Source organism: Luteimonas campi (assembly GCF_051162505.1).
In the GTDB taxonomy this organism is placed as follows: Bacteria; Pseudomonadota; Gammaproteobacteria; order Xanthomonadales; family Xanthomonadaceae; genus Luteimonas.
The window spans coordinates 404,337-429,673 of record NZ_JBNWEM010000001.1 but is presented as its reverse complement, the minus strand read 5'-3'; the positions used below and the strand labels follow the sequence as shown (position 1 = coordinate 429,673).

Below are 25,337 nucleotides of genomic sequence, written 5' to 3'. Positions count from 1 at the left end.
CGGGCCTGGGACATTTTATTGAACGCTTTGCACGGGGAGACGCGATGAGCAGCGGGACGGACATGCACTGGATCGCCTCGAAGGGCGCACCGCTGCGCGGCGAGCTGGCGGTGCCCGGCGACAAGTCGGTATCGCACCGGGCGATCATGCTGGCCTCGCTGGCCGATGGCGTCTCGCGCATCGACGGCTTCCTCGAAGGCGAGGACGCGCGCGCCACCGAGACCATCTTCCGCCGCATGGGCGTGCGCATCGAGACGCCGAAGGCCGGCAGCCGCGTCGTGCACGGCGTGGGGATCGATGGCCTGCGTGCGCCGGACGTGCCCCTGGATTGCGGCAATGCAGGAACCGGCATGCGCCTGCTCGCCGGCCTGCTGGCCGGCCAGACGTTCGACACCATCCTGGTCGGCGACGCGTCGCTGTCCAAGCGGCCGATGCGCCGGGTGACCGTGCCGCTGGCGCGGATGGGCGCGCGCATCGATACGGGCGAGGGCGGCGTGCCGCCGCTGCGCATCCACGGTGGCAGTGCACTGCGCGGGATCGAGATCGAGACCGAGGTGGCCAGCGCGCAGGTCAAGTCGGCCCTGCTGCTGGCCGGGCTGTATGCGGACGGCGCCACCACCGTGCGCGAGCCGCACCCGACCCGCGACTACACCGAGCGCATGTTGCAGGCGCTGGGCTGGCCGATCGAGTTTTCGCCCGGCTTCGCGCGGATCGAGGGCGGGCATCGCCTGCAGGCACGCGACATCGAGGTGCCCGCCGATTTCTCGTCCGCGGCCTTCTTCATCGTGGCCGCCACCCTGGTGCCCGGTTCGGAACTCCGGTTGCGGCGGGTGGGCGTGAACCCGCGCCGCACCGGCCTGCTGCACGTGCTGCGCCTGATGGGCGCGGATATCGTCGAGCAGCCGGCGGGCGAGCAGGGCGGCGAGCCGGTCAGCGACCTGCTCGTGCGCCATGCGCCGCTGCAGGGCATCCAGGTGCCCGAGGCGCACGTGGCCGACATGATCGACGAGTTCCCGGCGCTGTTCGTGGCCGCCGCCTGCGCCCGCGGCGACACCGTGGTGCGTGGCGCGGCGGAGCTGCGGGTCAAGGAATCCGACCGGATCGCGACGATGGCCACCGGCCTGCGCACGCTCGGGGCATCGATCGATGAGACCCCCGATGGCGCGGTGATCCGCGGCGGCGCCCCGCTTGGCGCCGGCAGCATCCAGAGCCATGGCGACCATCGCATCGCGATGTCCTTCGCCGTGGCGGCGCAGCTTGCACAGGGCGAGGTGCGCATCGAGGACGTGGCCAACGTGGCGACCTCGTTCCCAGGTTTCGATGCGCTGGCCTCGGGAGCCGGGCTGGGACTGCGCGCGGGCTGACCCGGCCGGTGCTCGGCCTCGGGTGGGGCAGGCAGGCATCGATGGACCTGCTTGCGCCCGACCCGCTGAAAGTCGACGGCATGGCCCGCGCTGCGGGCCATGCCGGAGTCCATCGATCCGCTGGCCTGCGCCGGTCTACTGTCGTTCGACCCTGAAATCCACCGGCACCTGCACCGACGAGGCCACCGCCTTGCCGTCGCGTGTCGCGGGCCGGAAGGTCCAGTCGCGCACCGCGCGCTCTGCGGCGCGATCCAGCTCGCGCGAGCCGCTGCGCCCGACCACCTGCACATCGCTCGGCGTGCCGTCGGCAGCCACGTCCACGCGCAGCACGACCGTGCCCTCTTCCCCGGCGCGCAGGGCGGCGCTGGGATACTCGGGGCGCTGCGGATCGATCGGCTCCGCTGGGCGCTCGCTGGGCGCTGCGGGCGGTGTCCGCTCGCGGGCGGGTTCGCGCTCCGCCGGAGCGGTCGATACCGGCGACTCGGAGGGCATGGGGGCGGTTTCGCCAATGGGCGGTGGTACCGCGTCCGGCGCGTCGTTGCGCCCGACGAAATACCAGGCCACGGCGATGATCGCCAGCAACAGCAGGATCCAGAGCAGGGCGCTGCTGCGCTGCGGCGGCGTGCCATCGCCGGGCGGCGGGGAGGCAGGGCGGTCGTGCGTCATCGGGTCGGACATGGGCCGGGCTCCATAGGTTTGGGCCCAGGCAAAGTTCCACGCGCCCCGTGCAGGCGGCGTCGCCCCGGCGTCAAGGCCCGGTGAGCCTCAGCGCGGCGCGTCGAAGCGGATCGTCTGTTGCACGGAGCCCGCCACCGCCGCGCCATCGCGCATCGCCGGTTCGAAGCGCCACTGGCGCACGGCGCGTACCGCCGCACGATCCAGGGCGCGGTTGCGGGTGCCGCTGAGCACCTCGACCTTGCCCGGACGACCATCGGCGCGCACTTCGATCTGCAGCACCACCTCGCCGGACGCGCCGGCCCGCAGTGCGGCCAGGGGGTACTCCGGTGGCGGTGCCGACAGCACCCGCGGTTCGCGTGTCCCGGCCAGCTCGGCAGGTGCCGGGGACGGCGGCATGGGCGCGGCCGGCTGGACGGCGGTCTCGACCGGAGGCGTGCCATGCTGGTCGACCCTGGGCGCGTCGCCGTCCGCAGGGGCGTCGGTGTCCATGCCGCTGGCCGCCGACTCGCCCGCCGGCAGCGGGGCCGGCAGCGGCTCGAAGATCTGGCCGGGCACGCCGGTGCCCGCTTCGCCATCGGCGCGATAGAATTCGAACTCGTCGCGCTTGCCCGACAGCACCAGGGCGAACAGCAGCAGCCCGGCCAGGATCGCGCCGCCGACCAGCCACCAGGCGCGGCCTGCGGGCAGGAAGCGGGCGATGCCGCGGGACGTGGGCGTTGAAGGCGTGGACATGCGCAGCGAAGAGCCTGTGTTTTGCCCGATTCTGGCACATCGGAGGTCATGCGCCGCGCAGGCTGCGGGGCAGGGCCTGCCCATCTCGGCGATAATGCTGCGCTGTTTCCCGCGCCCTTGCCCCCGCCATGCTCGATCCGACCCTGCTCCGCCAGCACCTGCCCGAAACCGCCGCGCGCCTGCGCGATACCCGCGGGTTCGAGCTGCCCGTCGACCGGCTGCAGGCGCTGGAGGCCGAGCGCAAGCAGATCCAGGTGCGCACCCAGGAGCTGCAGAACCTGCGCAATACGCGCAGCAAGGCGATCGGCCAGGCCAAGGCGCGTGGCGAGGACGTCGCGCCCCTGCTGGCCGAAGTCGCGGGCCTGGGCGACGAGCTCAAGGCCAGCGAGGCGCGGCTGGACGCGATCCGCGGCGAACTCGAAGCGGTCGCGCTCGGGCTTCCCAACCTGCCGGATCCGTCGGTGCCGGTGGGCGCGGACGAAACCCAGAACGTCGAGCAGCACCGCTGGGGCACGCCGCGTGCCTTCGACTTCGAAGCGAAGGATCACGTCGAACTCGGTGCACGCCACGGCTGGCTCGACGGCGATACGGCGGCCAAGCTGTCCGGCGCGCGCTTCACCGTGCTGCGCGGCCAGCTGGCCCGGCTGCATCGCGCACTCGCCCAGTTCATGCTCGATCTGCACACCGGCGAGCACGGCTACGAGGAAACCAATGTGCCGGTGGTCGTCAACGCCGACAGCCTGCTGGGCACCGGGCAGTTGCCCAAGTTCGAGGAGGACATGTTCGCCACCACCCTGGGCGAGCACCGGCGCTACCTGATCTCGACCGCCGAGATCTCCCTGACCAACATCGTGCGCGACGACATCGTCGATGCCGGGCGCCTGCCGCTGCGCATGACCGCGCACTCGCTGTGCTTCCGCTCGGAGGCCGGCAGCGGCGGTCGCGACGTACGCGGGATGATCCGCCAGCACCAGTTCGAGAAGGTGGAACTGGTGTCGATCGCGCGGCCCGAGGACAGCGACGCCGAACTCGAGCGCATGACCCGCGCCGCCGAGACCGTGCTCGAGCGCCTGGGCCTGCCGTACCGCCGCATGCTGCTGTGCTCGGGCGACATGGGGTTTTCGGCCCGCAAGACCTACGATCTGGAGGTCTGGCTGCCCTCGCAGCAGACCTACCGCGAGATCTCCTCGTGCTCCAACTGCGGCGATTTCCAGGCCCGCCGCATGCAGGCGCGATGGCGCAACCCGGACAGCGGCAAGCCCGAACCGGTGCACACCCTCAACGGGTCGGGCACCGCGGTCGGTCGCGCCCTGATCGCGGTGATGGAGAATTTCCAGCAGCCCGACGGCTCGATCATGGTGCCCGAGGTGCTTCGCCCCTACATGGGCGGCGCCGACCGCATCGCCTGAGTCGGCGCCCGGCGCGGCTGGCCCGAGTCACCCAATCATACGAACGGCCGTAACTGCCGCTTCCCGTGGCTGCGTGGTGAAACCGTCGCCCGGCAGCCGGACGCTGCCCCTGCTCACGCCACCTTCGGCAACGGCTCCGGGAGCGACGCCAGCGCGTTCGCGATCGAGTCCTGGCGGTGCTCCGGCGACAGCCCGATGCGGTCGGCGCGCACCACCTCGATGTCGGTGATCCCGAGGAACCCGAGCACCTGGCGCAGGTAGGGCTCGACGAAGTCGGTGGGCTGGCCCTGGTGCGCCCCGCCCGCGGCCAGCGCCAGGACGACGCGCTTGCCCCCGGCCAGGCCGACCGGCCCGGATTCGGTATAGCGGAAAGTGCGCCCCGCCACGGCGATCCTGTCGATCCAGGCCTTGAGCGACGAGGGCAGGCCGAAGTTGTACATGGGCGCGCCGATCACCACCACGTCGGCCGCCAGGAACTGCTCCAGGACCGCCGCGCCACGGGCTGCGCCCAGTTCGTCGCGGCCGGACAGGATGGCGCCCGACAGGTGGGGCAGCGGATCCTGTTCCAGGTCGCGGGTCTCCACCTGCAGCCCGCGCACCTCGGACCGCCAACGTGCGACGATGGCGGCAGTCAGCTGCCGGGTGACGGAATGCTCGCCCAGCGCGCTCGAATCGATCTGGAGCAGTTTCATGTCGGTGTCCTCTCTCGTGTACTGACGGGAGGGCAGCTTATTTCGTTGCATTTATGAGATAAATGCGGTTAAATATTACTCATCGTTCCAAATTCGGAGGTTCCAGTGCAGGATCTCAATGATCTGTACTACTTCGCCATGGTGGTGGAACACGGCGGGTTCGCCGCCGCGGAACGTGCCCTGGGAATCCCCAAGTCCCGCCTGAGCCGACGGATCAGCCAGCTGGAGAACGATTTGGGCGTGCGGCTGCTGCAGCGCTCGACCCGGCGCTTCGCGGTGACCGATGTCGGTCAGAGCGTGCATCGGCACGCGCAGTCGATGCTGGCCGAGGCCACCGCCGCGCGCGAGGTGGTCGACCGGCTGAGCGCCGAGCCGCGCGGCGTGGTCAAGGCCAGCGTACCGGTGGGCGTGGCGCAGCAGCTGATGCCCAAGCTGCTGCCCGAGTTCCTGGCCCGCTATCCGGAGGTGCGCGTGCAGTTGCACGTGAGCAACCGCCGCGTGGACGTGATCAACGAGGGTTTCGACGTCGCGATCCGCGTGCGCACCCGCTTCGACGACGACGGCAGCCTGGTGATGCGCAGCTTCGGCCAGATCCAGGAACTGCTGGTCGCAAGCCCCAGGTACCTGGACCGTGCCGGCCGCCCGACCGCGCCCGAGCAACTGGGCGACCACACGACCATGACCATGGGCGAGGACGAGGGCCGCCAGCGCTGGGAACTGCAGGGCAGAGACGGCGAGGTCCGCCGCGTCGAGCTCAAGGCACGCGTGTCCGGCTTCGATTTCCCGATGCTGATGGCACTGGCCAAGCAGGGACTGGGCATCACCATGCTGCCCGAGACCATGTGCGCCGAGGCCGTGCGCAGCGGCGAACTGGAGGTGGTGCTGCCCGACTGGCGGCTGCCGCAGGGCGTGGCGCATGCGGTCTTCGCCTCGCGTCGCGGCATGCTGCCGGCGGTGCGCGTGTTCATCGATTTTCTGGCCGAGAAACTGCCGCCGTTGATCGAGGAATCCAGCCTCAACTGCCGCAACTGCAACAAGGACGATGGCGCTTCGGCAGCCGCCGGCGCCCTGCGCCGGCCGGGCGGCGACGCGGGCACGCATGCGACAATGCGCTGAGCGCGCGGTCGTAGCAACGGCGCGGTAAAAGCCGGAAGGGTGGCAGAGTGGTCGATTGCAGCGGTCTTGAAAACCGCCGATGGGTCAAACCATCCGTGGGTTCGAATCCCACCCCTTCCGCCATCACACCCCGATATCGAAATGGCACACGTCCTCGCGCGTGCCGAGCTTGGTGTACAGCGCCATCGCCGGTGCGTCCGGCGGGTCGGCCTGCACGTAGATCACCCAGGCCCCGCGTTCGCGTGCGATCGCGCGCAGCTCGTCGATGAGCGCGGTGGCGATGCCGCGTCGGCGCCAGGCCTCGTCCACCGCCAGGTCGTAGATGTAGATCTCGCTGCGGGCCTGTTCGAACTTCTGCAGTTCGTAGGCCGCCAGGCCACCGACGACCTCGCCCCCCGAGATCGCGGCCAGGGCGATGAACTGCCCGCCCGACAACAGCCTGCCCAGGTAATCGTCGTCGGGCTGGGCGCCGGTGTAGGTGTCCATGTCGTCGAAGGCCTTGCCCAGCATGGCGAGCAGGGCGCGCATCACCATGAGGTCGCCGGCGGATACGCGCCGGATATCGGGTTCGGCCGTCGTCATTCGTTGCTCCTGTGACCAGGTGTTCCGGTGGGCGCTGTCCTCCGCCCCGGTGCGCTTGCGCGCGCGCGTGGCATGGCGCTAGCCTCCCGTGGTCAGGGGCGTGGCGCAAGGGGAGACAGGGATGACGATCCGGGTGTTCATGGTCGACGACCATGCGCTGGTGCGCGCAGGGATGCGCATGATTCTGTCGGGCGAAACCGACATCGAAGTAGTGGGCGAGGCCGAGTCCGGCGAGAGTGCGCTGCCGATGATCCGCAAGCTGCGGCCGGACGTGGTGCTGTGCGACCTGCACCTGCCCGGCGTGAGCGGGCTGGAGGTCACCGAGCGCGTGGTCAAGGGCCGGCACGCCAAGGTGATCGTGGTGTCGGTGCTGGAGGACGGGCCGATGCCGCGCAAGCTGATCGAGGCCGGCGCGTCCGGTTACGTCGGCAAGGGCGGCGACTCGACCGAGCTGGTGCGTGCGGTGCGGGATGTGGCGCGCGGCAAGCGGTTCCTGGCCAACGGCATCGCGCAGAAGCTGGCGCTGTCGGGACTGGGTGGCGAGCTCACGCCGTTCGATGAGCTGTCCCCGCGCGAGCTCGAGATCTCGATGCTGCTGGTGCAGGGGCTGCGGCAGGAAGAGATCGCGCGGCGGCTCAACCTCAGCCCGAAGACGATCAATACCCACAAGTCGCGGCTGTTCGCCAAGCTTGGCATCGACGACAGCATCGCGCTGGCGCGCCTGGCCAGCCAGTACGGGTTGGTCGATCCCTCGCAGGTGATCTAGCACCTGCGAGGGGCGACCCGGGGCGGGACGTCAGGCGTTGCGGCGGGTGTCGCCGTCGGCGTGGATGTCGTCCTGTCCCGCGGCTTCGTCGATCGCCTCGGCCGCATCTTCCGCGGGCGAGTTCGCGACGGCTTGCGCAGGCGGCGCCTGCACGGGCGCGTCGAACAGGCCCGGCGCGCGGTCGTCCGCCGGCGGCGCCTGCTCGACCACGAGCGCCGCGGCCGCAGCCGGTTCGGCTGCGGGCTCAGCCAGTGCGGCGGTGTCCTGCGCAACGACCGGCTCCGAAGTCGCGTCGACCAGGACCGGGGCTTGGGTCAGCGGCGCGGACGTCGGCGTCGGTTCGGCGGCCTCGGCTGCTGCGACCGGGTCTACCGCCGCCGCGGCCTGCGCCACAGGCTCGGGCACGTCGACCTGGGCAGGTTCGGCTGCAGCGACGACCGGTGCATCGGGCTCGAGCGACGCCGGCGTGGCCTGCGCCACCTGCTCCGGCTCCGGCACATCGCGCTGGGCAGGCTCGGCTGCAGCCACCGGCGGTACGACGGGCTCGAGCGCGGCGGTCGCCACCGGCTCGGCCTGTGCCGGCCGAGGTTCGACTGGCGCCGTGGCTGCGGCGGACTCGTCCGCCGCAGCGACCACGGTCGTCGCCGGCCTGGTCCCGGCCTGCGCCGTGTCCGTCTCGACGGGCGCAGGCGCGGCGGGGACGGAGGCGGCCTGCACCGGCGCGCCAGGCTCGTCGAACTCGAATTCCGGCTGGGTGCGGCGGGCCTGCGCGATGGCGGGCGTTTCGCCCTCGTCGTCGCCCTCGTCGCCGTCCTGGCCCAGGTCGTCGTTCAGTCCTTCAGCCAGTCCGGCGGCTTCGCCGTTGCCGCGACGGCGACGGCGCCCGCCGCGACGCCCGCGACGACGACGGCCACCGGCGCCCTCATCGCCCGCGGCGACCGCGGTCTGGTCCTGCCCATCGGCGCTGGCCGCCTGGGCCTGGGCCGCGGTCTCGGCCGCTGCGGTGCCAGGTTCCGGCGCTGCGACCACGCTGGGCGGGGTGGCGACGGGGGACGCGTCCTGCGTCGCGGTCGCGGGAGCGAAGGGCTCGCGCTCGACCGACTCGACAATGGCGGCAGGCGCTGGCGACCTGGTGGCCGCGTCGGGCTGCGGCCTGGTCACCGGCTCGCCCGCGTCGGCCGCGCGGGCCTGTTGCTTGGGCTGCTTGGCCGGCTTCTTCTGCGCCGGAGCCTGGGCCTGCGGCTGCGCGTTGCCCTGCGCCGGCTGCTGGCCACGCGCCGGCTGGGCCTGGCGCGCTTCCTTCTGCTGTCCCTGGGCCGGTTTGCCGCCATCACGGCGTGCCGCCTTGCCCTGGCGCTGGTCGCGCCGGCCGCGTTCTCCGCGTTCGCCACGCTCGCGATTGCCACGCTCGCCGCGTTCACCACGCTGCGGCGACTGCGCCGACGACGCAGGCCGTGCCGGTTCGGTGTTCGACGCGGATTCGCCGACGAAGACCCGACGGAGCCAACCAAGCACGCCACCGGCCGCGACCGGCACGGGGGCGGGCGCGACGACCGGCGCCGGCGCGGGCGCCGGTTCGGGCTGGGGCTCGCGCACCGGCGCAGGCTGCGCAGGACGCACGTTGGTGACGGCCGGCGGCGGGATGTTGAGGTTGTTCTTGTTCAGCGCGATGGTCGCCACGCGACGCGGCGTGCCGCGCTGGTAGCTCGGGCGCGCACTTTCCTCGCCCAGTTCGTTCTCGCGCAGCCGGGTAACCTCGTAGTGCGGCGTGTGCAGCTGCTCGTCGGCCACGATCACGATCGGCGCCTTGTGGCGCTTCTCGATCTCGGCCAGCGCGCCGCGCTTTTCGTTGAGCAGGAAGTTGGCGATCTCCACCGGCGCCTGCACCAGCACCTGGCCGGTGTTGTCCTTCATCGCGTGCTCCTCGGCGACGCGGATGATCGACAGGCTCAGCGATTCCACGCTGCGCATGCGGCCGTGGCCCTCGCAGCGCGGGCAGACGATCTGGCTGGATTCGCCCAGGCTGGCGCGCAGCCGCTGGCGGCTCATTTCCAGCAGGCCGAACTTGGAGATGCGGCCCAGCTGCACGCGCGCGCGGTCGTACTTGAGCGCGTTCTGCAGCTTGTTCTCGACCTCGCGCTGGTGCTTGCTCGAGTCCATGTCGATGAAGTCGATCACCACCAGGCCGCCCAGGTCGCGCAGCCGCATCTGGCGTGCGACCTCTTCGGCCGCCTCCAGGTTGGTGTTGAACGCGGTGGTCTCGATGTCGCTGCCCTTGGTGGCGCGCGCCGAGTTCACGTCGATCGCGGTCAGGGCCTCGGTCTGGTCGATCACCAGGGCGCCGCCGGAGGGCAGGCGCACGGTGCGCTCGTAGGCGCTCTCGATCTGCGACTCGATCTGGTAGCGGTTGAACAGCGGGACGTCGTCGGTGTAGTGCTTGAGCTTGCGCAGGTTGTGCGGCATCACCTGCTCGACGAAGTCCTTGGCCTCGGCGTACATCTCCGGGGTGTCGACCAGGATCTCGCCGATGTCGGCGCGCATGTAGTCGCGCAGCGCGCGGGTGATCAGGCGTGATTCCTGGTAGATCAGGAACGGCGAGGGCTTGCTGAGGGCGGCCTCGGCGATCGCACGCCAGATGCTGAGCAGGTAGTCCAGGTCCCACTGCAGCTCTTCGGCGTCGCGGCCGACGCCGGCGGTGCGGATGATCACCCCCATGTCCTCGGGGATGGTCAGCGCGTCCATGGCCTTCTTCAGCTCGGCCCGGTCGTCGCCCTCGATCCGGCGCGAGACACCGCCGGCGGTGGGCGAGTTGGGCATCAGCACCATGTAGCGGCCGGCCAGCGAGATGAACGTGGTCAGGGCCGCGCCCTTGTTGCCGCGCTCTTCCTTGTCGACTTGGACCACGACTTCCTGGCCTTCGCGCAGGAGTTCCTTGATGTTGCCCGAGCGGTGGTCTGCGCCGGCCTGGAAGTAGTCGCGCGAGACTTCCTTCAGCGGCAGGAAGCCGTGGCGGTCGGCGCCGTATTCGACGAAGGCCGCTTCGAGGGAGGGCTCGAGCCGGGTGATGCGGCCCTTGTAGATGTTGGACTTCTTCTGTTCGCGGGACGGCTGTTCGATGTCGATGTCGTACAGGTTCTGGCCGTCGACGATCGCCACGCGCAGTTCTTCTGCCTGCGTGGCGTTGATGAGCATTCGCTTCATGGTTTGCGTTTCCTCGCGCTTGCCGCTGCCGCGCTCTTGCGAGCGTGTGCAGGCGCGCGGAACGCCGGGGCGTTTCGCCTGGAGCTTCGGTTGGCCGCCAGCCGCGCATGCGCAGCGGCGATCCCGGGTTTCCAGCGCTACGACACCACGGCGGACCGCGGGAGCGCTTCAATCAAGAGTGTTACGGGGCCGGCGGCTGCTTCGCGAAGGCCTTTCGGGCCGGCGCTTGCGCCGCGCGGGACATGTTCAGCACCGCTGCCTTCGCAACGGGCGGTGTCCGGGACTGCCGTCCAGCCGCTAACATGGCCGCCCCGAGGGCGGTGGCCGCGTGCTGGCACGGACCTCGCGGAAGGCGGGCTTTCGGCCCGTGATCTTCCAGCGAAATCAGCACCTTATCTCGCCCGCCGAGTGTATCAGATAAAGCCCAAGAATGAATGAGACCCGGTTACCCCCCAGCGGTGGCGTACGCATCGTCGCCGTCGACGGCGAGCGCGCCGGACAACGCCTCGACAACTTCCTGCTGTCCCAGTTGAAGGGCGCGCCCAAGTCGCTGGTGTACAAGATCGTGCGCAGCGGCCAGGTTCGGGTGAACGGCGGGCGGGCCAAGGCCGAGACCCGGCTGGAGGCGGGGGACCAGGTGCGGATCCCGCCGGTCCGTCTCGGCGAGCCGGGAGACAAGGGCGCGCCCGCCAAGGGTCTGCTGGAGGCGATGGCCGCCAGCATCGTGTTCGAGGACGCACGCCTGCTGGCCATCAGCAAGCCCTCCGGCGTGGCCAGCCATGGCGGCAGCGGGGTCAACTTCGGGGTCATCGAGACGCTGCGCGCCCTGCGGCCCGGCCAGGAGTTGGAACTGGTGCACCGGCTCGACCGCGACACCTCGGGCCTGATGGTGATCGCCAAGAAGCGCTCCGCGCTGCGCGAGCTGCAGGCCCTGCTGCGCGAGGATCCATCGGTGCAGGCCAAGGGCATCGCCAAGCGCTACCTGACCCTGCTGGCGGGGCGCATGCCCGACGGCGTGATGAGCGTGGACGCGCCGCTGCACGTGGGCCTGCGCCAGGGCGGGGAGCGCCACGTCCAGGTCGGCCCGGAAGGCAAGGCATCGCTGAGCCATTTCCGGGTGCTGGAGCGTCGCGGTGGGCAATCCTATTGCGAGGTCCGCATCGAGACCGGACGCACCCATCAGATCCGCGTGCACGCCCGGCACATCGGGCATCCGGTGGCCGGCGACGACAAGTACGGCGATCCCGACGTCAATCGGCGCCTGCGTGATCAGCTCGGGCTGCGCCGGCTGTTCCTGCACGCCGCCTCGCTGGAGTTCGCGCTCGAGGGAGGCCAGGCGCCGTACGTGTTGAATGCCCCGCTGGCGCCCGAGCTCGTCGAGGTGCTGGACCGGCTGGGCTGAGCCGCTTCCAGGCGGCTGTCCAACCCACAGCGCCGCGCCCGTCCCGGGCGCTCACGACTTTCCAGCCCCTACCGCGCTCGAGGCGCGCAATGACAGGGCGACGACGGGAGGCGCGATTCAATCGGTCGCCATGACCGACGCCGCGTCCGCTTCGCCCACCCGGCCAGGCCCAGGGTCCACGACCGCCCCGGCCGTCTGGACGATCGGGCATTCCACGCGATCGTGGGAGGAATTCCTCGATCTGCTGGCCGAGTGCGGCATCGGCGCCATCGCGGACGTGCGTCGCTTCCCGGGTTCCCGCAGGTATCCCTGGTTCGCCAGCGAAGCCATGGCGGAGCAATTGCCGGCGGCAGGCCTGCAGTACCACTGGCTGCCGCAGCTCGGCGGTCGCCGCAAAGCGCGGCCCGGTTCGCCCAATGCCGCCTGGCGCAACGCGGCCTTCCAGGGCTATGCCGACCACCTGCGCAGCAGCGAGTTCGCGCAGGGGCTGGATCTGGCGCTGCAGAGCGCGCGTGCGTGCAGGACCGCGCTGATGTGCGCGGAGGCGGTGTGGTGGCGTTGCCACCGGCGGTTGATCAGCGACGTACTGGTGCATCGCGGGCACGAGGTCGTCCATATCCTCGGAGCAGGCCAGTACCAGCGGCATGGCCTGCATCCCGATGCGCGTGCCGATGGCGATCTGCTGGTCTATCCGCCCGTGCAGGCGGCGTTGTTTCCGGGCGGGAGCGGCTGACGGCGCAATGCGTCGCTGCGGCGATCCCCGCCTGGCTGCGGATGTGGAAAGGGCCCGCTGACGGGCCCTTTCCGGCATCGCGCCGTGGGGGAGGGGCGCTATTCTTCCTCGTCGCGTCCGGGCTGCTGTCCCTGCTGCCTTTCGCGCTGGTTGCCGCTGTCCTGGGACTCGCGCTGGCTGTCTTCGCTGTCACGCATGTGCCGTCTCCTGTCCCCGGCCCAATGCCGGGGTGGGGCGAGCCTGCGCCGGCCGCCGTCAAGACGATGTGCGAGCGGCCTGCCCTGGATTCATCATGCTGAAGCGACCCCGCCGGGCCGTGGCTCAGCCGTCGAGCGCGGCAAGCAACTGCCGGATGCGATAGGGCTTGGACAGGAAATGGGCGCCCTCCGGCAACTGCTCCAGCTGGGAGCGCTGGTAACCCGAGGCCACCACCACGCGAGGACGCGGCTGTTGTCGCAGCGCGTGTTCCGCCACCTCCAGGCCGGAGACGCCTTGCGGCATGCTCACGTCGGTGACCACGTGCGAAAAGCGGCTGCTGCCGAGCTGCTCCAGGGCCTCGCGCCCGTTCCGGGCCATGGTGACCTCATAGCCATGGTCGGACAGCGCGTCCTGCATGATGCTGCGCAGGTCGTCCTCGTCCTCGACGAACAACACGTGCTGCGTCGGTCTGCTCATTCGCCCCCCGCAACCGGCAGGCGGATGACCAGGCTCGTGCCGGCCCCCGGCGTGCTGGACAGGTCCACGCCGCCGCCCGACTGCGAGGCGAAGCCGAATACCTGGCTCAGCCCGAGGCCGCTGCCCTTGCCGACCTCCTTGGTGGTGAAGAACGGTTCGAACACGCGGGTCTGGTGATCGAACGGGATGCCCGGCCCCGTGTCCGTGACCTCGACGCAGACGAACCGGTGCTGGGGACTGCCGGACGATCCCGGCTCGCGTTCGTCCCGCAGAAAGGTCCGCAGGTGGATGCGTCCGCCATCCACCATCGCATCACGGCTGTTGCTGACCAGGTTGAGCAGCGCGGCCTCCAGCTGGCCCGCATCGGCATCCACTTCAGGCAGCGGCTCGGCGAGTTCGAACGAGAACTCCACGGCATCGCCCGCGCAGCGTCGCAGCAACTCGTCGCGGTCGCGGATGACGGTGTTGATGTCGAGCCGCTCCGGCGCGAGATTCTGGCCGCGACCGAAGGTGAGCAGCTGCCGCGACAGCAGCACCCCGCGCTCGGAGGCGCGCATTGCCGTCTCCACCATGCGCGACACGCGCTCGTCGCGGACGCGGTTGTCGATGACGTCCAGGCTGTTGATGATGATGGTCAACAGGTTGTTGAAATCATGCGCCAGGCCCAGCGTGAGCTTGCCGATCGCCTCCATCTTCTGCGACTGCAGCAGCGAGTGGCGCGTCCGTTCCAGGCGCTGTTCGGCTTCGTAGCGTTCGGTGATGTCGCGGGTGATCTTGGCGAAGCCGACCAGGCGACCATCCTCGAAGATCGGGTCGATCACCACGCTGGCGTGGAAGCGGCTGCCGTCCTTGCGCAGGCGCCATCCCTCGCCGACATAGCGGCCCTCGGTACGGGCAGTGTGCAGGTTGCGTTCCGGCACGCCCGCGGCCGCATCTTCCGCAGAATAGAACCGGGAGAAGTGGCTGCCGACGATCTCGTCGGCGCTGTAACCCTTGATGCGTTCGCCGCCGGGGTTCCAGGAGCGCACGTGGCCAGTGTCGTCCAGCATGTAGATCGCATAGTCGGTGACCGAGTTCAGAAGGAGCGCGAACTGGCGGCTGGGGTCCCCCAATCCGAGCGTGGTGCGTGCTTCCTCGGCCGACTGCATGTGGATCCCCCGGAACAAGCGACCAAGGTAGGATTGCGAAAGTTAAAAAACTGTCAATCGCGCGACGGAAAGACCCGCATGCGGCGACGTGCCGGATGCCGTCTTGGCACAGGTTCGCGTAGGCGCCACGCGGCGCCCGTCAACGTTGGCGGGCCCGACCGGCCGGCGCACGCACCGACACATGCAGGCTGCCCGCCACATGCCATCGCCAGGGGAATTCCACCGCGCGGCTGATGCCGATGCGCGGGCCGACCGCAGGCTCGCGCGGCGGCGGGGTACCGTCGCTGACGATACCGATCCCCGAATCGGCCGTGACCAGGTCGGCGCCGTCCAGCGCGCCTGTGATGCCGAAGGCCTGGGAGAGCTTGCCTGGGCCGCTGGCGAGGTCGCGGTCGCGGCGCGCCGCAGGCCGCAGCAGGCGCATCTGCTCCACGCCCCGGATCGGTTCGGCCGCGCGCAGCAGCACGCCCATGCCTTCGCCGACCTCGCCGCATACCGCGTTGCTGCCCCAATGCATGCCATAGGTGAAGTAGACGTACAGATGCCCCGGCTCGCCGAACATGGTGGCGTTGCGCGCGGTCTTGCCGCGGAACGAATGCGCGGCCGGATCCTCATGGCCCGCATAGGCCTCGACCTCGACGATGCGCGCTGCGCGACCGTCGCCACGCACCAGGATCTTGTTGAGCAGTTCGGGCGCGACGAGGGCAGGGTGGCGTCGGTAGAACGCGCGTGGCACCGGAACCCACTGCGCATGCGTGGCGGTTGCCGTATCCAGATGCTGCTCCGTGTCGGTTGCGGTCGTGCGCCAGAGGATGACCGCAGGGCCCGCAAGCGATTGTCAACGCGTGCGGTGTCGTTGCCGTGCCCGAAAGGGTGGCCCGGATTCCTGCCGGGTCGACACGCATCCCGGCAGTCGCGTCGGATGGCGCCCGCTCCGGTGCCGCGCGGCGGCCGGTCGCGGCGGGATCGTGCCGCGTACGCGTGATCGAGGCCGATGGTGCGCAGGTCGCGACGTTCGACGTGACTCGACCAATGCCACGATGACGGGCCAGTCGGCGGCTGAGGCAGCGGCATGCCGGGAGCGGCTGCGACGCGCCGGAGCACGACCCACTTGCCTGCCCGGTACATGGATCACTAGAATAGGCGGCTCACCTGTCGGGGTGTAGCTCAGTCTGGTAGAGCGCTACGTTCGGGACGTAGAGGTCGCAGGTTCGAATCCTGTCTCCCCGACCATCAGGTCAAGCAGTTGGGCCACCCTCGCGGGTGGCCTTCCTGTTTCCGGGCCGTGGGTTCCGGGCAATGGGCGCCGGCGCGACATGCGTCTGCGGCGCGCCCCCCATCCAGCCGGACGGGCATCGCGCCGCGTCCATGCCGCGATCGCCATACTGCGGGCTCCGTCGATGGCGAGATGCGATGACCGCAATCCTTGCCGCGCCCGCGCGCGGCGAACGCAAACGCCGCACTGACTGGCTGGATGCGCAACTCGCGCCGGTGCGCGCGACGCACCGCAGGGGGCTGGCGGCCTTGGTGGCCGGGGGCTGGTTGCTGCTGCCGCAGGCCTGGGCGATCGCGACCATCGCCCAGGCGGTGTTCGTCGAGGGACGTGCGCCGCAAGCGATGGCCGGCCCCTTCCTGGTCCTGCTGCTGGCGATGCTGTTGCGCGCCGCGCTGGTCCGGTACGCGCAGGCTGCGGCGGCCACCGTGGCCGAGTCGGTCAAGGCGCGATTGCGTACGCGACTGGCGGAACAGTCGCTCGCCCGGGGAGCGCTGTGGCTGCGCGGTCGCCGCAAGGGCGCGCTGGTGGAGCTGTCGATGGGGCAGGTCGATGCGCTCGACGGCTACTACGCCGGCTACCTGCCCGCCCGTGCCGAGGTGATGTGGGTGCCCGTGGCGCTGCTGGTCGCGGTGGCCGCCGCGGACTGGGTGGCGGGCCTGCTGCTGCTGCTCACCGCGCCGATGATCCCGCTGTTCCAGATGCTGGTCGGCTGGGGCGCCGAAGCGGCGGGCCGCAGCCAGTTGCAGGCGCTGGCACGGGCTTCGGCGCATTTCGCGGACCGGCTGCGCGGGCTGGACCTGGTCCGGGTGCATGGCCGCGCGGGCGATGAACTGCGGGAGGCCGCCGCCGCGGCGGATGAGGTGCGCGACCGGAGCATGCGGGTGCTGCGCATCGCCTTCCTGTCGTCGGCGGTGCTGGAGTTTTTCGCTTCCGTCAGCGTGGCGATCGTCGCGATCTGGTTCGGCTTCCGTTACCTGGGCCTGGTCGACTTCGGCCCCGCGCTTCCGGCCGGCCTGCTTTTCACCGGCCTGTTCTGCCTGCTGCTGGCACCGGAGTACTTCGCGCCGCTGCGGCGGCTGGCCGCGCACTACCACGATCGCGCCAACGCCCAGGCGGCGGCTGGGCTGGTGGAAGATGTGTTCGAAGCGCTGCCGCGCGACCGGGCCGAGCCGGCTCCGCCCCCCGCCGGCACCGCGAGCCGCGACGGCGGACTCGTGGTGGAGCAACTGCGACTGCGGTATCCCGGGGCCGCCGCGCCGGCGGTGCAGGGGGTGTCGTTCGCACTGGCCCCGGGAGGACGGCTCGCGCTTGCCGGGCGCAGCGGCTCGGGCAAGAGCAGCCTGCTCGAAGCACTGGCGGGCTGGGTGCCCGCGGAGGCCGGCAGGCTGGAGCTGCCTGCCGGTGCGAGGATCGCGCTCGCAGGACAGCGGCCGTGGATCTTCCAGGGCAGCCTGGCGGACAACATCCGCCTCGGCGACCCGGAGGCAGGCGATGCCGCCCTGGAGCAGGCGGCCGAGGCGGCCCAGGTGCTGGCGTTCGCGCGTCGCCTGCCGCAGGGGCTGCTCACACGGGTGGGCGAGCGCGGCATCGGCCTCTCGGGCGGGGAGGCGAGGCGGGTGGCGCTTGCGCGGGCGCTGCTGCGCGATCCCGACCTGCTGCTGCTCGACGAGCCCACCGCCTTCCTCGACGCCGGCACCGAGGCCGGGCTGCTGGCGGCCCTGGAGGCATTCGCCCGCGGCCGGATGGTGGTCGTGGCGACGCACAGCCCGGCGGTGATGGCCTGGGCCGGGCGGGTGCTGCGCCTGGACGGGCCTGCTCCGCGGAGCGCGCGTGCCGGAGCGCCGGCATGAGCGTGACCGGCCCGGGACAGGTGCTGTCCCGCCACCGGGCGGCTCTCGTGGCCACCGTGGCCCTGCTGCTGGCGACCCTGCTCGCCGGCATCGGGCTGCTGGGCGTATCCGCCGGCTTCCTGACGGGCGCGGCGCTGAGCTTCGGCGTACTCGGCGGATTCAACCTGTTCCTGCCCTCGGCCGGCATCCGCGCGCTCACCATGGCGCGGATCCTGAGCCGCTACGGCGAGAAGCTGGTCGGCCACGAAACAACGCTGCGCATTGCGCGCGACCTGCGCGTCTGGCTGTTCGGACGAATGCTGTCGCTGTCGCCCGGGCAACTGTCGCGGCTGCGCACGGGGGATCTGCTGGCGCGCCTGCTGGACGACATCGATGCGGTGGACGGCCTGCTGGTGCGCGCGATCGGGCCGCTGCTGGCGCTGGTTCTGGCCGCGCTGGCGCTGGTGCCGTTCGCCCTGCTGCTGGATCCGCCGTCGGGCGCATGGATCGCGGTGGTCTGCGGGGCCAGCGCCATGATCGCCTGGTGGGGCGCGGCGCGTGGGCACGCGGCCACCGCGCTGGCCCGGCAGCGTGCCTGCCTGCGCGCCAGCCTGCATGAGCTGCATGACGGCGCGGCCGACCTGGCCGCCGTGGATGCCACCGGGCGCTGGCTGCTGCGCCTTCCCGGCCAGGCTGCGGAGCTGGCGCTGGAGGAACGCCGGCGGCGCCTGCGTCTGGCCGATATCGGTGCCCTGCAGGGCGTGGCCGGGGCGGTGGGGTGGTCCGTCCTGCTCTGGCTGGTCTGTACGGCGGTGGTCGAGGGCCGGCTGGGCGCGGATCGTGCCGCTGGCCTGGCCTTCGCCGCCCTGGCGCTGTCGGAGATGCTGCCGGGCATGGCGCTGGCCTGGCAGTCGCTGCAGGCGGCGCGCGCTTCCGGGTCCCGCATCGACGCGCTGGCCGGCCAGTCGCCCGCCGTCGCCGATCCGGTTCGTCCCGGCGTGCTGCCGGCCCGGGGGGCGCTGGTGCTGGACTCGGTCGCCTTCGCCTGGCCCGGGGGGCGGCGCGTCCTCGACGGGGCCGAGTTGCAGCTGGAACCCGGCGAGCGCGTCGCGATCCGCGGCGACAGCGGCATCGGCAAGAGCAGCCTGGCCGCACTGGCGTTGCGCCTGGCCGATCCCCTGGCCGGCGCGGTGCGCTGGGGCGGCGTCGACCTGCGCGAAGTGGCGCAGGCCGACTGGCATGCCCGCCTCGCCTGGCTGCCCCAGGAAGCACCGGTCTTCGCCGGGACGCTGGCCCGGAACCTGCGCATGGGCGGTGGCGGGACCGACGAGGCGGACCTGCATCGCCTGCTGGCCGCCCTGCGGCTGGAGGATTGGGCCGACGCCGCAGGCGGACTGGCGGCCTGGATCGGCGAGAACGGCGCCACCGTCTCCGCGGGGCAGGCGCGCCGCATCGCGCTGGCGCGGGCCCTGCTGCGCCCGGTACCGCTGCTGGTGCTGGACGAGCCCACCGACGGTCTCGACCAGGACACTGCCGACGCGGTGATGGGCGCCTTGCCGGCGCTGTGCGGCGACAGGTCCGTGCTGCTGATCAGCCACGCGCCACTGCCCCCGGGCGTAGTCCACCGCGAGCTGCTGTTGAGCGAAGGGCGGCTGCATCCGCTGGCGAGGGCGGGTTGAGCGACGCCTCCGCGCTGCCGCCTACTGCAGGACGGTAGCCAGTTCGGCGAGCGCGGCGTGGTCGAGGATTTCCACGTGCTGGGGGTCGGGCAGGGCGATCACGCCCTGTTCGCGCAGGCGGGTGAAGCTGCGGCTCACCGTCTCGACGGTGAGGCCGAGATGGTCGGCGATGTCGCCACGGCCCATCGGCAGGGCCATGGTGGCTTCGTCGTCGTGGATCTTCATCTGCCTGCGCAATCGCAGCAGGAAGCTGGCCAGACGCTCCATCGGCGACAGGCGCGCGAGCAGCAGCATCGAGTCGTGCGCATCGTCGAGCTCGCGGCAGGCGCGCTCGAGCAGGGTGTGCTCGAACTCGGGGAAGCGGTTGCGCAGGTCGCGCAGCACCGCGAGGTCGAAGACGCAGACGCGGCTCGGAACCACCGCTTCGATGCTGTGCCGGTGCACCGTCATCTCCGACAGTCCGACGAAGGTGCCGGGCGTGGCGAAGCCGACCACCTGGCGGCGCGCGTCGGACAGGGTGCGCACCAGGCGCAGCATGCCGCCGGTGACGCTGTAGGCATGCCGGCTGGGCTGGCCGCTGCGCGCGAGTTCGGCGTTGGCCTGCAGCTCCATCGACGAGGCGTAGCGCTCCAGCGAATCGATCTCGGGCGCGGGCAGCGAGGCGCAGACCGCGAGGTCGCGCACCGCACAGCGGGCGCAGTCGATCGGGACGACGGTACGGGTCTGGTGACGGCAGCGGGCAACGGCGGGACTGGACATGCGGCTTCTGTTCGCAGACTGGGCACATGATACCGGTGCGCGAGGTCGCCCATCCGGAAAAAATGTCCCAGCCCGGTGGCACGCCGGCCGGCGCGGCCGCAGGAAGGCCGTCGGCGCCCGGTTCGAGGTCATGCCCGGGTAGAATGGGCGTCTTTCTCCGCCACTTCGCGACAGCATGATCAAGCCCAGAACCCCGCCCGGCGTCATGGAACTGCTGCCGCGCGACCAGATCGCGTTCCAGCGCATGCTCGACACGATCCGGCGCATCTTCGAGGGTTTCGGCTTCCTGCCGATCGAGACTCCGGTGTTCGAGCTGTCGGAAGTGCTGCTGACCAAGTCCGGCGGCGAGACCGAGCGCCAGGTGTATTTCGCCCAGTCCACCGGCGCGCTGGAGAAGGCCGCCGACGGCCTACCCGAACTGGCCTTGCGTTTCGACCTCACCGTGCCGCTGGCGCGCTACGTGGCCGAGCACGAGCACGAGCTGGCGTTCCCGTTCCGCCGCTACCAGATGCAGCGCGTGTACCGCGGCGAGCGTGCGCAGCGCGGGCGCTTCCGCGAGTTCTACCAGTGCGACATCGACGTGATCGGCAAGGACGCGTTGTCGACGCGCCACGACGCCGAGGTGCCGGCGGTGATCAGCGCGGTGTTCGAGGCGCTGGACATCGGCGATTTCACCATCCAGTTCAACCACCGCAAGATGCTGCGCGGCTACTTCGAGGGCCAGGGCATCGCCGCCGAGGCGCAGGTGCCGGTGCTGCGCGAGATCGACAAGCTCGACAAGCGCGGCGAAGACGCGGTGCGCGCGACCCTGGCGGGCGAGGGTTTCGGGCTGTCGGCCGAGGTGATCGACCGGCTGATGGCGTTCTCCCGCGTACGCTCGACCGGCCACGACGATGCGCTGGCCAGGCTCGATGCCCTGGGCAGCGGTACGCCGCTGTTCGAGGAGGGGCGCGAGGAACTGCGCGAAGTGCTGCACCGGCTCAAGGCGCTGGGCGTGCCGGAGTCCCGCTATGCGATCAACCTCTCGATCGCGCGCGGCCTGGATTACTACACCGGCATCGTCTACGAGACCACGCTCGACGCGCACCCGGGCATCGGCTCGATCTGCTCCGGCGGGCGCTACGACAACCTCGCCAGCCACTACACGAAGTCGAAGCTGCCGGGCGTGGGCATCTCGATCGGCCTGACGCGCCTGTTCTGGCAGCTGCGCGAGGCCGGCCTGGTCCGGACCGCCGACAGCTCCGTGGACGTGCTGGTGACGCTGTTCGACGACGCCGGCCTCGACCATGCCCTGGGCCTGTCGCAGCAGTTGCGCGCGGCCGGGCTCAACGTCGAGACCCAGCTCGAGCCGCGCAAGCTCGGCAAGCAGATGCAGTACGCAGACCGCGCCGGGATCCGCTTCGTGGTGATCCGCGGCGAGGACGAGGCGGCCAAGGGCGTGGTCTCGGTGAAGGACCTGCGCCGCGGCGAACAGTTCGAAGTGGCGGACGCCGATCTCGCGCGCACCCTGCTGGTGGAGCGCGAGCAGTGGCGGGCGCTGCGCGACGGCGCGGGCTGAGCCGCGACGCCGGTCGCACCCGTCGGGCGCGCGCCTTCGCGACGCCGCGTCCGCCGGATGGCGTCGGGCAGCCGGCGAAGCCGGTTCCAACATGGTGGCCGGGCCAGGCACCGCCCGCGCGCCTTGCGGCAGGGAGTCCGGGCGGCCTCGTTCCGCCCGCTTTCCGCCGTGCACCACGGCAGACATGATGTCCCGGCACGCGGGACGCCCCCGATGACGACGGCAGACGCGCCATGAAACCTGTTCTCCTGGACGGTAAATCCCTCACCCGCGACCAGCTGGTGGTGGTCGCCAATGGCGCGCAGGTCGCGCTCGATCCCGCGGCGCTGCGCGACGTGGCCCGCGCCGCCGACTTCCTGGCCGAGCAGGTGCGCCGCGAGGAGCCGATCTACGGCGTCTCCACCGGCTTCGGCAGCAACGCCGACAAGCTGCTCGGTGCGCATCCGCTGCGCGACGAACTGCCTGGCGCGGTGAAGTCCGGCCGATCGCTGCACGAAGAACTGCAGCACAACCTGATCGTCACCCATGCGGTCTGCGTGGGCGAGCCGCTGGCCGCGGACGTGGTGCGCGCGATGCTGTGCATCCGCATCAACACCCTGCTCAAGGGTCATTCGGGCATTCGCGTGCAGACCCTGCAGGCGCTGGCCGACCTGCTCAATGCAGGCATCGTCCCGGTGGTGCCGGCACTGGGGTCGGTCGGTGCATCCGGTGATCTCGCGCCGCTCTCGCACCTGGCGATCGTGCTGCTCGGCGGCGGCGAGGCGTTCTACGCGGGCAAGCGCATGCCGGGCGGCCAGGCGCTGGAGGCCGCGGGCCTGGCGCCGGTGTCGCTGTCGTACAAGGAAGGCCTGGCGCTCAACAACGGCACCGCGCAGATGCTCGCGACCGGCGCGCTGGCGCTGCATCGGCTCGAGCGCCTGCTGGACACGGCCGACCTGGCCGCGGCCATGACCATCGATGCCTTCGCGGGGCGCCTGGGAGCGTTTGCCGAAGAGGTGCATGCCTTGCGTCCGCACCCGGGCCAGGTACGCACCGCGGCGCACCTGCGCGAGCTGCTGGACGGTTCGACCCTGGCCGATATTCCCTACCACCTGGTGCCCAGGTTCCAGAGCTGGCTGCCGACGAGCTGGGATACCGACCAGGCACGCGACCTCGGCTTCGACATCGGCTGGGACTGGGTGCCCAGCGACCAGCGCCATGGCCGCGAGAAGTTCTACCTGCGCTTCAAGCCGTTCCGCGGCGGCAAGAAGCACCAGCCACAGGACAGCTACTCGCTGCGCTGCATCCCGCAGGTGCACGGGGCGGTGCGCGATGCGGTGGCGCACGCGCGCAGCGTGTTCGACATCGAGCTCAACGCCGTCACCGACAACCCGCTGGTGTTCCCCGACCGGGAGGCCGAGCACGTCGAGCAGCAGGTGATCTCGGCGGGCCATTTCCACGGCATGCCGCTGGCGCTGGCGATGAGCGCGGTCAAGGCGGCGATCCCGGTGCTGGCCTCGATCAGCGAGCGCCGGCTCAACAAACTGGTCGATCCGGCGACCAGCGATGGCCTGCCGGCCTTCCTGATCGGCAACGAGGACGGCACCGAGTCGGGCTACATGATCGTGCAGTACACCGCGGCGGCCATCGTCAACGACCTGGCTACGCGCGCGCACCCGGCCAGCGTGTACTCGATTCCGACCAGCGCCAACGCCGAGGACCATGTGTCGATGGGCACCAACGAGGCGCGGCACGTGCTGTCGATGGTGGACGACCTGGGCAAAGTGCTGGGGCTGGAGCTGTACACCGCGGCGCAGGCGCTGGACCTGCGCCTGGACATGATCAATGCGGCGCGCGACCTGGCGCGACGCAGCGATGCCGCCGGCTTCGCCCGCAAGATCCGCGGCGTGGACGACGACTCGCCGCTCCACGCCGGGTTCCTGGCCGAGGTGGAAGCGCTGCGTGCCGAACTCGCCGCGGCCGGAGCCTTCCATCCCGGCGCCGCGGTTGCGCGTGCGCATGCCGAGATCCGCCGCCGCATCGCCTTTCTCGACCGCGACCGCGCGCTCGATGGCGAGGTCGCCGCCGCGGTGCAACTGGTGGCCGACGGCAGCCTGCTCGCCGCCGCCGGGCTGACCGCATGAACCTGCCGCTGCCCCTCGGCTGGACCGGTGTACTGCTCGCGGCCCTGATCGCGTTCGCGATCGGGATCGCCAGCCTGCTGTTCTGGCGCTGGCTGGCCCGGCGCGCCGGCTGGAGCGAGGCCCATGCGATCGGCTGGGCCTGCGTCACCGCCGTGGCGATCGGGGCCGGCATCGACACCTGGCACCTGTTCTACCTGGGCGTGGTCGCGCTGGAGTCGCCGCTGTACGCGCGCATTGCGCTGGCCAGGATCCACGATGCCGACTACGTCGGCACGCGCGCCTTCCTCGAATGGGCAGGCGCGTTGGCCGGGGTGGTGACGGGCTGGGTGATGGTGCAGAAGCGGGGCCTCGTCGAAGACGGCTGAGCGACGGGCGCGGTGCCGCGTCGCGCCAGCGCAGCGGTGCTCCTGCAAGGCCAGCTGCCCCGGTGACTGGCGCGGCGTTCGGGCAGGCATGCACGCGCGTGTCGGCCATTTCTGATGCGTTGATGGATCCCGGGGATAGAGCGGTTGGGCAGCGCAAGCGGCGCCCGCAGTCGAACGGGTTCTCCCCAAGAGCGCGGCCCGGATGGTTTCGGTGCGGCGTGAGACGTTGCCTTCGTTTGCGCCTGGGGCGGTCGGTCTGCATGGGGCCGGCTTTGGTCGGGCCGGCCTCGGTGGGGCCGGCTTCGGTAAGGGCCGCAGCGCCCCGGGCAGGGAGGGCGCACCGCTCGGGCAGACGTCCGTGTCCGCACTCGCGGCCGCGGCACATCCGTGTGCCGCTTGCGCCGTCCCTGCCCGGGTCACTGCGGCACGCGGCCATGAGGGCGTCCCTCCGGTCGGAAGGGTGGCTCCAGGGGAGCTTCGGCGAACGCGTGCCAACCTCGCCCCGGAGCATCGGGGCATCAGGATCGATGAGTCATGCCCTCCCGGCGGGGGATCGCGGAAAGCGAAACATGGATGTTTTGCGCGCGAGTCAGGGCAGGATGCCCTGACCGAGCGGGGAGCGATCCCCCGCCGGGAGGGCATGGCGTCCGTCCGACGCCCGTATCCAGCACCTACGCCAAACAGCTCCGATCCAGTCGGAAGAACCAGGATTGTCCAACCCCTGCATCCGCGGTAGGGATTTCTCCCTGCGGCAAATTCCCGAAGCTGCGTTCCGGCGCCCCGGGGTCGGACCGCCGCTCGTGTTCAGGAGGAATCGCGCGCAGTCGTTCGCCCCGCCCGGGCACGACGCTGAACAAGTTCCTGGAACTCTCTCGCAACTGGTTGACTAATGTAATAACGCGCTATTACATTATGCCGACCATGAAGCAGCGCCTCGAACCCCTGTCGGACTCCGATGCCGACGCCTCCTTCCGCGCCCTGGCCAAGGCCCTGGCCGGGCTGGAGCGTGTCGACGAGGCGGCCGCGTTCCTGCGCGATCTCTGCACCCCGGCCGAGCTCGAGGCCATGGCCGACCGCTGGCGCGTGGTGCCCCTGCTGCTCGAAGGCCTGCCCTATCGGGAAATCCACGAGCGCACCCTGGTCAGCGTGACCACGATCGGCCGCGTCGCGCGCACGCTCGAACACGGTGCGGGCGGATATGCCGCCGCCGTCCGTCGCCAGTACCCCCGGCTCGCGCCGGGCCACTGAAG

The 25,337-nt window shown here is 71.0% G+C and carries 21 protein-coding genes and 2 tRNA genes; 14 read left to right on the top strand and 9 right to left on the bottom strand.

Annotated features, from left to right (window positions below; translation table 11 throughout):
- The first annotated feature begins 44 nt into the window (after positions 1–44).
- The gene (gene aroA / locus ACQYVW_RS02005; RefSeq protein WP_434945888.1) at positions 45–1,364 is read left to right on the top strand and encodes a 3-phosphoshikimate 1-carboxyvinyltransferase; all 1,320 of its coding nucleotides are present in this window, start codon (positions 45–47) and stop codon (positions 1,362–1,364) included.
- A 135-nt stretch (positions 1,365–1,499) separates the two neighbouring features.
- Here aroA and ACQYVW_RS02000 read toward each other — a convergent pair whose 3' ends face one another.
- Together ACQYVW_RS02000 and ACQYVW_RS01995 are read right to left on the bottom strand one after the other, a co-directional pair.
- A complete protein-coding gene (locus tag ACQYVW_RS02000; RefSeq protein WP_434935382.1) occupies positions 1,500–2,042 on the bottom strand; it encodes an energy transducer TonB in 543 nt (180 codons plus the stop codon).
- Between the two features lie 87 nt (positions 2,043–2,129).
- Complete coding sequence (locus tag ACQYVW_RS01995; RefSeq protein ID WP_434935380.1) at positions 2,130–2,774, bottom strand: energy transducer TonB; 645 nt, start codon at positions 2,772–2,774, stop codon at positions 2,130–2,132.
- 128 nt (positions 2,775–2,902) lie between these two features.
- Between ACQYVW_RS01995 and serS the strand changes: the two genes are divergently transcribed.
- Positions 2,903–4,183 carry a serine--tRNA ligase gene (gene serS, locus ACQYVW_RS01990; RefSeq protein ID WP_434935379.1) on the top strand — a complete coding sequence of 427 codons (1,281 nt, stop codon included), beginning with the start codon at positions 2,903–2,905 and terminating at the stop codon, positions 4,181–4,183.
- Positions 4,184–4,296: 113 nt separating this feature from the next.
- Here serS and ACQYVW_RS01985 read toward each other — a convergent pair whose 3' ends face one another.
- Complete coding sequence (locus ACQYVW_RS01985) at positions 4,297–4,875, bottom strand: FMN-dependent NADH-azoreductase (RefSeq protein WP_434935378.1); 579 nt, start codon at positions 4,873–4,875, stop codon at positions 4,297–4,299.
- Between the two features lie 105 nt (positions 4,876–4,980).
- On the opposite strand from ACQYVW_RS01985, the gene ACQYVW_RS01980 reads away from it, so the two are divergent.
- Together ACQYVW_RS01980 and ACQYVW_RS01975 are read left to right on the top strand one after the other, a co-directional pair.
- Positions 4,981–5,991 (top strand): LysR family transcriptional regulator, encoded by a 1,011-nt coding sequence (locus ACQYVW_RS01980; protein WP_434945887.1) that lies wholly within the window; start codon positions 4,981–4,983, stop codon positions 5,989–5,991.
- Between the two features lie 33 nt (positions 5,992–6,024).
- Positions 6,025–6,114 (top strand) — tRNA-Ser (locus ACQYVW_RS01975).
- Here the strand turns inward: ACQYVW_RS01975 and ACQYVW_RS01970 are convergent.
- A complete protein-coding gene (locus ACQYVW_RS01970; RefSeq protein ID WP_434945886.1) occupies positions 6,115–6,573 on the bottom strand; it encodes an AAC(3)-I family aminoglycoside N-acetyltransferase in 459 nt (152 codons plus the stop codon).
- A 121-nt stretch (positions 6,574–6,694) separates the two neighbouring features.
- On the opposite strand from ACQYVW_RS01970, the gene ACQYVW_RS01965 reads away from it, so the two are divergent.
- Entirely contained in the window at positions 6,695–7,339 is a 645-nt protein-coding gene (locus tag ACQYVW_RS01965) for a response regulator (protein ID WP_434935375.1), read from the top strand.
- A gap of 30 nt (positions 7,340–7,369) precedes the next feature.
- On the opposite strand, the gene ACQYVW_RS01960 is transcribed toward ACQYVW_RS01965, so the two are convergent.
- A complete protein-coding gene (locus ACQYVW_RS01960; protein WP_434946248.1) occupies positions 7,370–10,531 on the bottom strand; it encodes an Rne/Rng family ribonuclease in 3,162 nt (1,053 codons plus the stop codon).
- Positions 10,532–10,970: 439 nt separating this feature from the next.
- Here ACQYVW_RS01960 and ACQYVW_RS01955 point away from each other — a divergent pair, with 439 nt between their 5' ends.
- Positions 10,971–11,942, top strand: coding sequence for an RluA family pseudouridine synthase (locus ACQYVW_RS01955; protein WP_434933432.1), 972 nt, complete (start codon positions 10,971–10,973; stop codon positions 11,940–11,942).
- Between the two features lie 130 nt (positions 11,943–12,072).
- Positions 12,073–12,675, top strand: coding sequence for a DUF488 domain-containing protein (locus ACQYVW_RS01950; RefSeq protein WP_434945885.1), 603 nt, complete (start codon positions 12,073–12,075; stop codon positions 12,673–12,675).
- 321 nt (positions 12,676–12,996) lie between these two features.
- Here the strand turns inward: ACQYVW_RS01950 and ACQYVW_RS01945 are convergent, their stop codons facing one another.
- The 3 genes from ACQYVW_RS01945 to ACQYVW_RS01935 form a co-directional block, all read right to left on the bottom strand.
- The gene (locus tag ACQYVW_RS01945; RefSeq protein WP_434945884.1) at positions 12,997–13,350 is read right to left on the bottom strand and encodes a response regulator; all 354 of its coding nucleotides are present in this window, start codon (positions 13,348–13,350) and stop codon (positions 12,997–12,999) included.
- Entirely contained in the window at positions 13,347–14,498 is a 1,152-nt protein-coding gene (locus ACQYVW_RS01940; protein ID WP_434945883.1) for a two-component system sensor histidine kinase NtrB, read from the bottom strand. The genes ACQYVW_RS01945 and ACQYVW_RS01940 overlap by 4 nt, the downstream gene beginning before the upstream one ends.
- A gap of 139 nt (positions 14,499–14,637) precedes the next feature.
- A complete protein-coding gene (locus ACQYVW_RS01935; protein ID WP_434933428.1) occupies positions 14,638–15,234 on the bottom strand; it encodes a DNA-3-methyladenine glycosylase in 597 nt (198 codons plus the stop codon).
- A gap of 420 nt (positions 15,235–15,654) precedes the next feature.
- On the opposite strand from ACQYVW_RS01935, the gene ACQYVW_RS01930 reads away from it, so the two are divergent.
- From ACQYVW_RS01930 to cydC, 3 genes are all read left to right on the top strand, one after another.
- A tRNA-Pro gene (locus ACQYVW_RS01930) sits at positions 15,655–15,731 on the top strand.
- A 180-nt stretch (positions 15,732–15,911) separates the two neighbouring features.
- Positions 15,912–17,624, top strand: a complete 1,713-nt coding sequence (cydD, locus tag ACQYVW_RS01925; protein WP_434945882.1) for a thiol reductant ABC exporter subunit CydD — start codon at positions 15,912–15,914, stop codon at positions 17,622–17,624.
- Positions 17,621–19,282, top strand: a complete 1,662-nt coding sequence (cydC, locus tag ACQYVW_RS01920) for a thiol reductant ABC exporter subunit CydC (protein ID WP_434945881.1) — start codon at positions 17,621–17,623, stop codon at positions 19,280–19,282. The genes cydD and cydC overlap by 4 nt, the downstream gene beginning before the upstream one ends.
- A 21-nt stretch (positions 19,283–19,303) precedes the next feature.
- On the opposite strand, the gene ACQYVW_RS01915 is transcribed toward cydC, so the two are convergent.
- A complete protein-coding gene (locus ACQYVW_RS01915) occupies positions 19,304–19,966 on the bottom strand; it encodes a Crp/Fnr family transcriptional regulator (RefSeq protein WP_492012001.1) in 663 nt (220 codons plus the stop codon).
- Positions 19,967–20,216: 250 nt separating this feature from the next.
- Between ACQYVW_RS01915 and hisS the strand changes: the two genes are divergently transcribed.
- From hisS to ACQYVW_RS01895, 4 genes are all read left to right on the top strand, one after another.
- The gene (gene hisS / locus ACQYVW_RS01910) at positions 20,217–21,599 is read left to right on the top strand and encodes a histidine--tRNA ligase (protein WP_434945879.1); all 1,383 of its coding nucleotides are present in this window, start codon (positions 20,217–20,219) and stop codon (positions 21,597–21,599) included.
- A gap of 233 nt (positions 21,600–21,832) precedes the next feature.
- Positions 21,833–23,722, top strand: coding sequence for an HAL/PAL/TAL family ammonia-lyase (locus tag ACQYVW_RS01905; protein ID WP_434945878.1), 1,890 nt, complete (start codon positions 21,833–21,835; stop codon positions 23,720–23,722).
- Positions 23,719–24,087: a hypothetical protein gene (locus tag ACQYVW_RS01900; RefSeq protein WP_434945877.1), complete on the top strand. Its 369-nt coding sequence runs from the start codon at positions 23,719–23,721 to the stop codon at positions 24,085–24,087. Before ACQYVW_RS01905 ends, ACQYVW_RS01900 begins: the two co-directional genes overlap by 4 nt.
- 921 nt (positions 24,088–25,008) lie before the next feature.
- Positions 25,009–25,335 (top strand): YerC/YecD family TrpR-related protein, encoded by a 327-nt coding sequence (locus ACQYVW_RS01895; RefSeq protein WP_434945876.1) that lies wholly within the window; start codon positions 25,009–25,011, stop codon positions 25,333–25,335.
- The last annotated feature ends 2 nt before the right edge of the window (positions 25,336–25,337 follow it).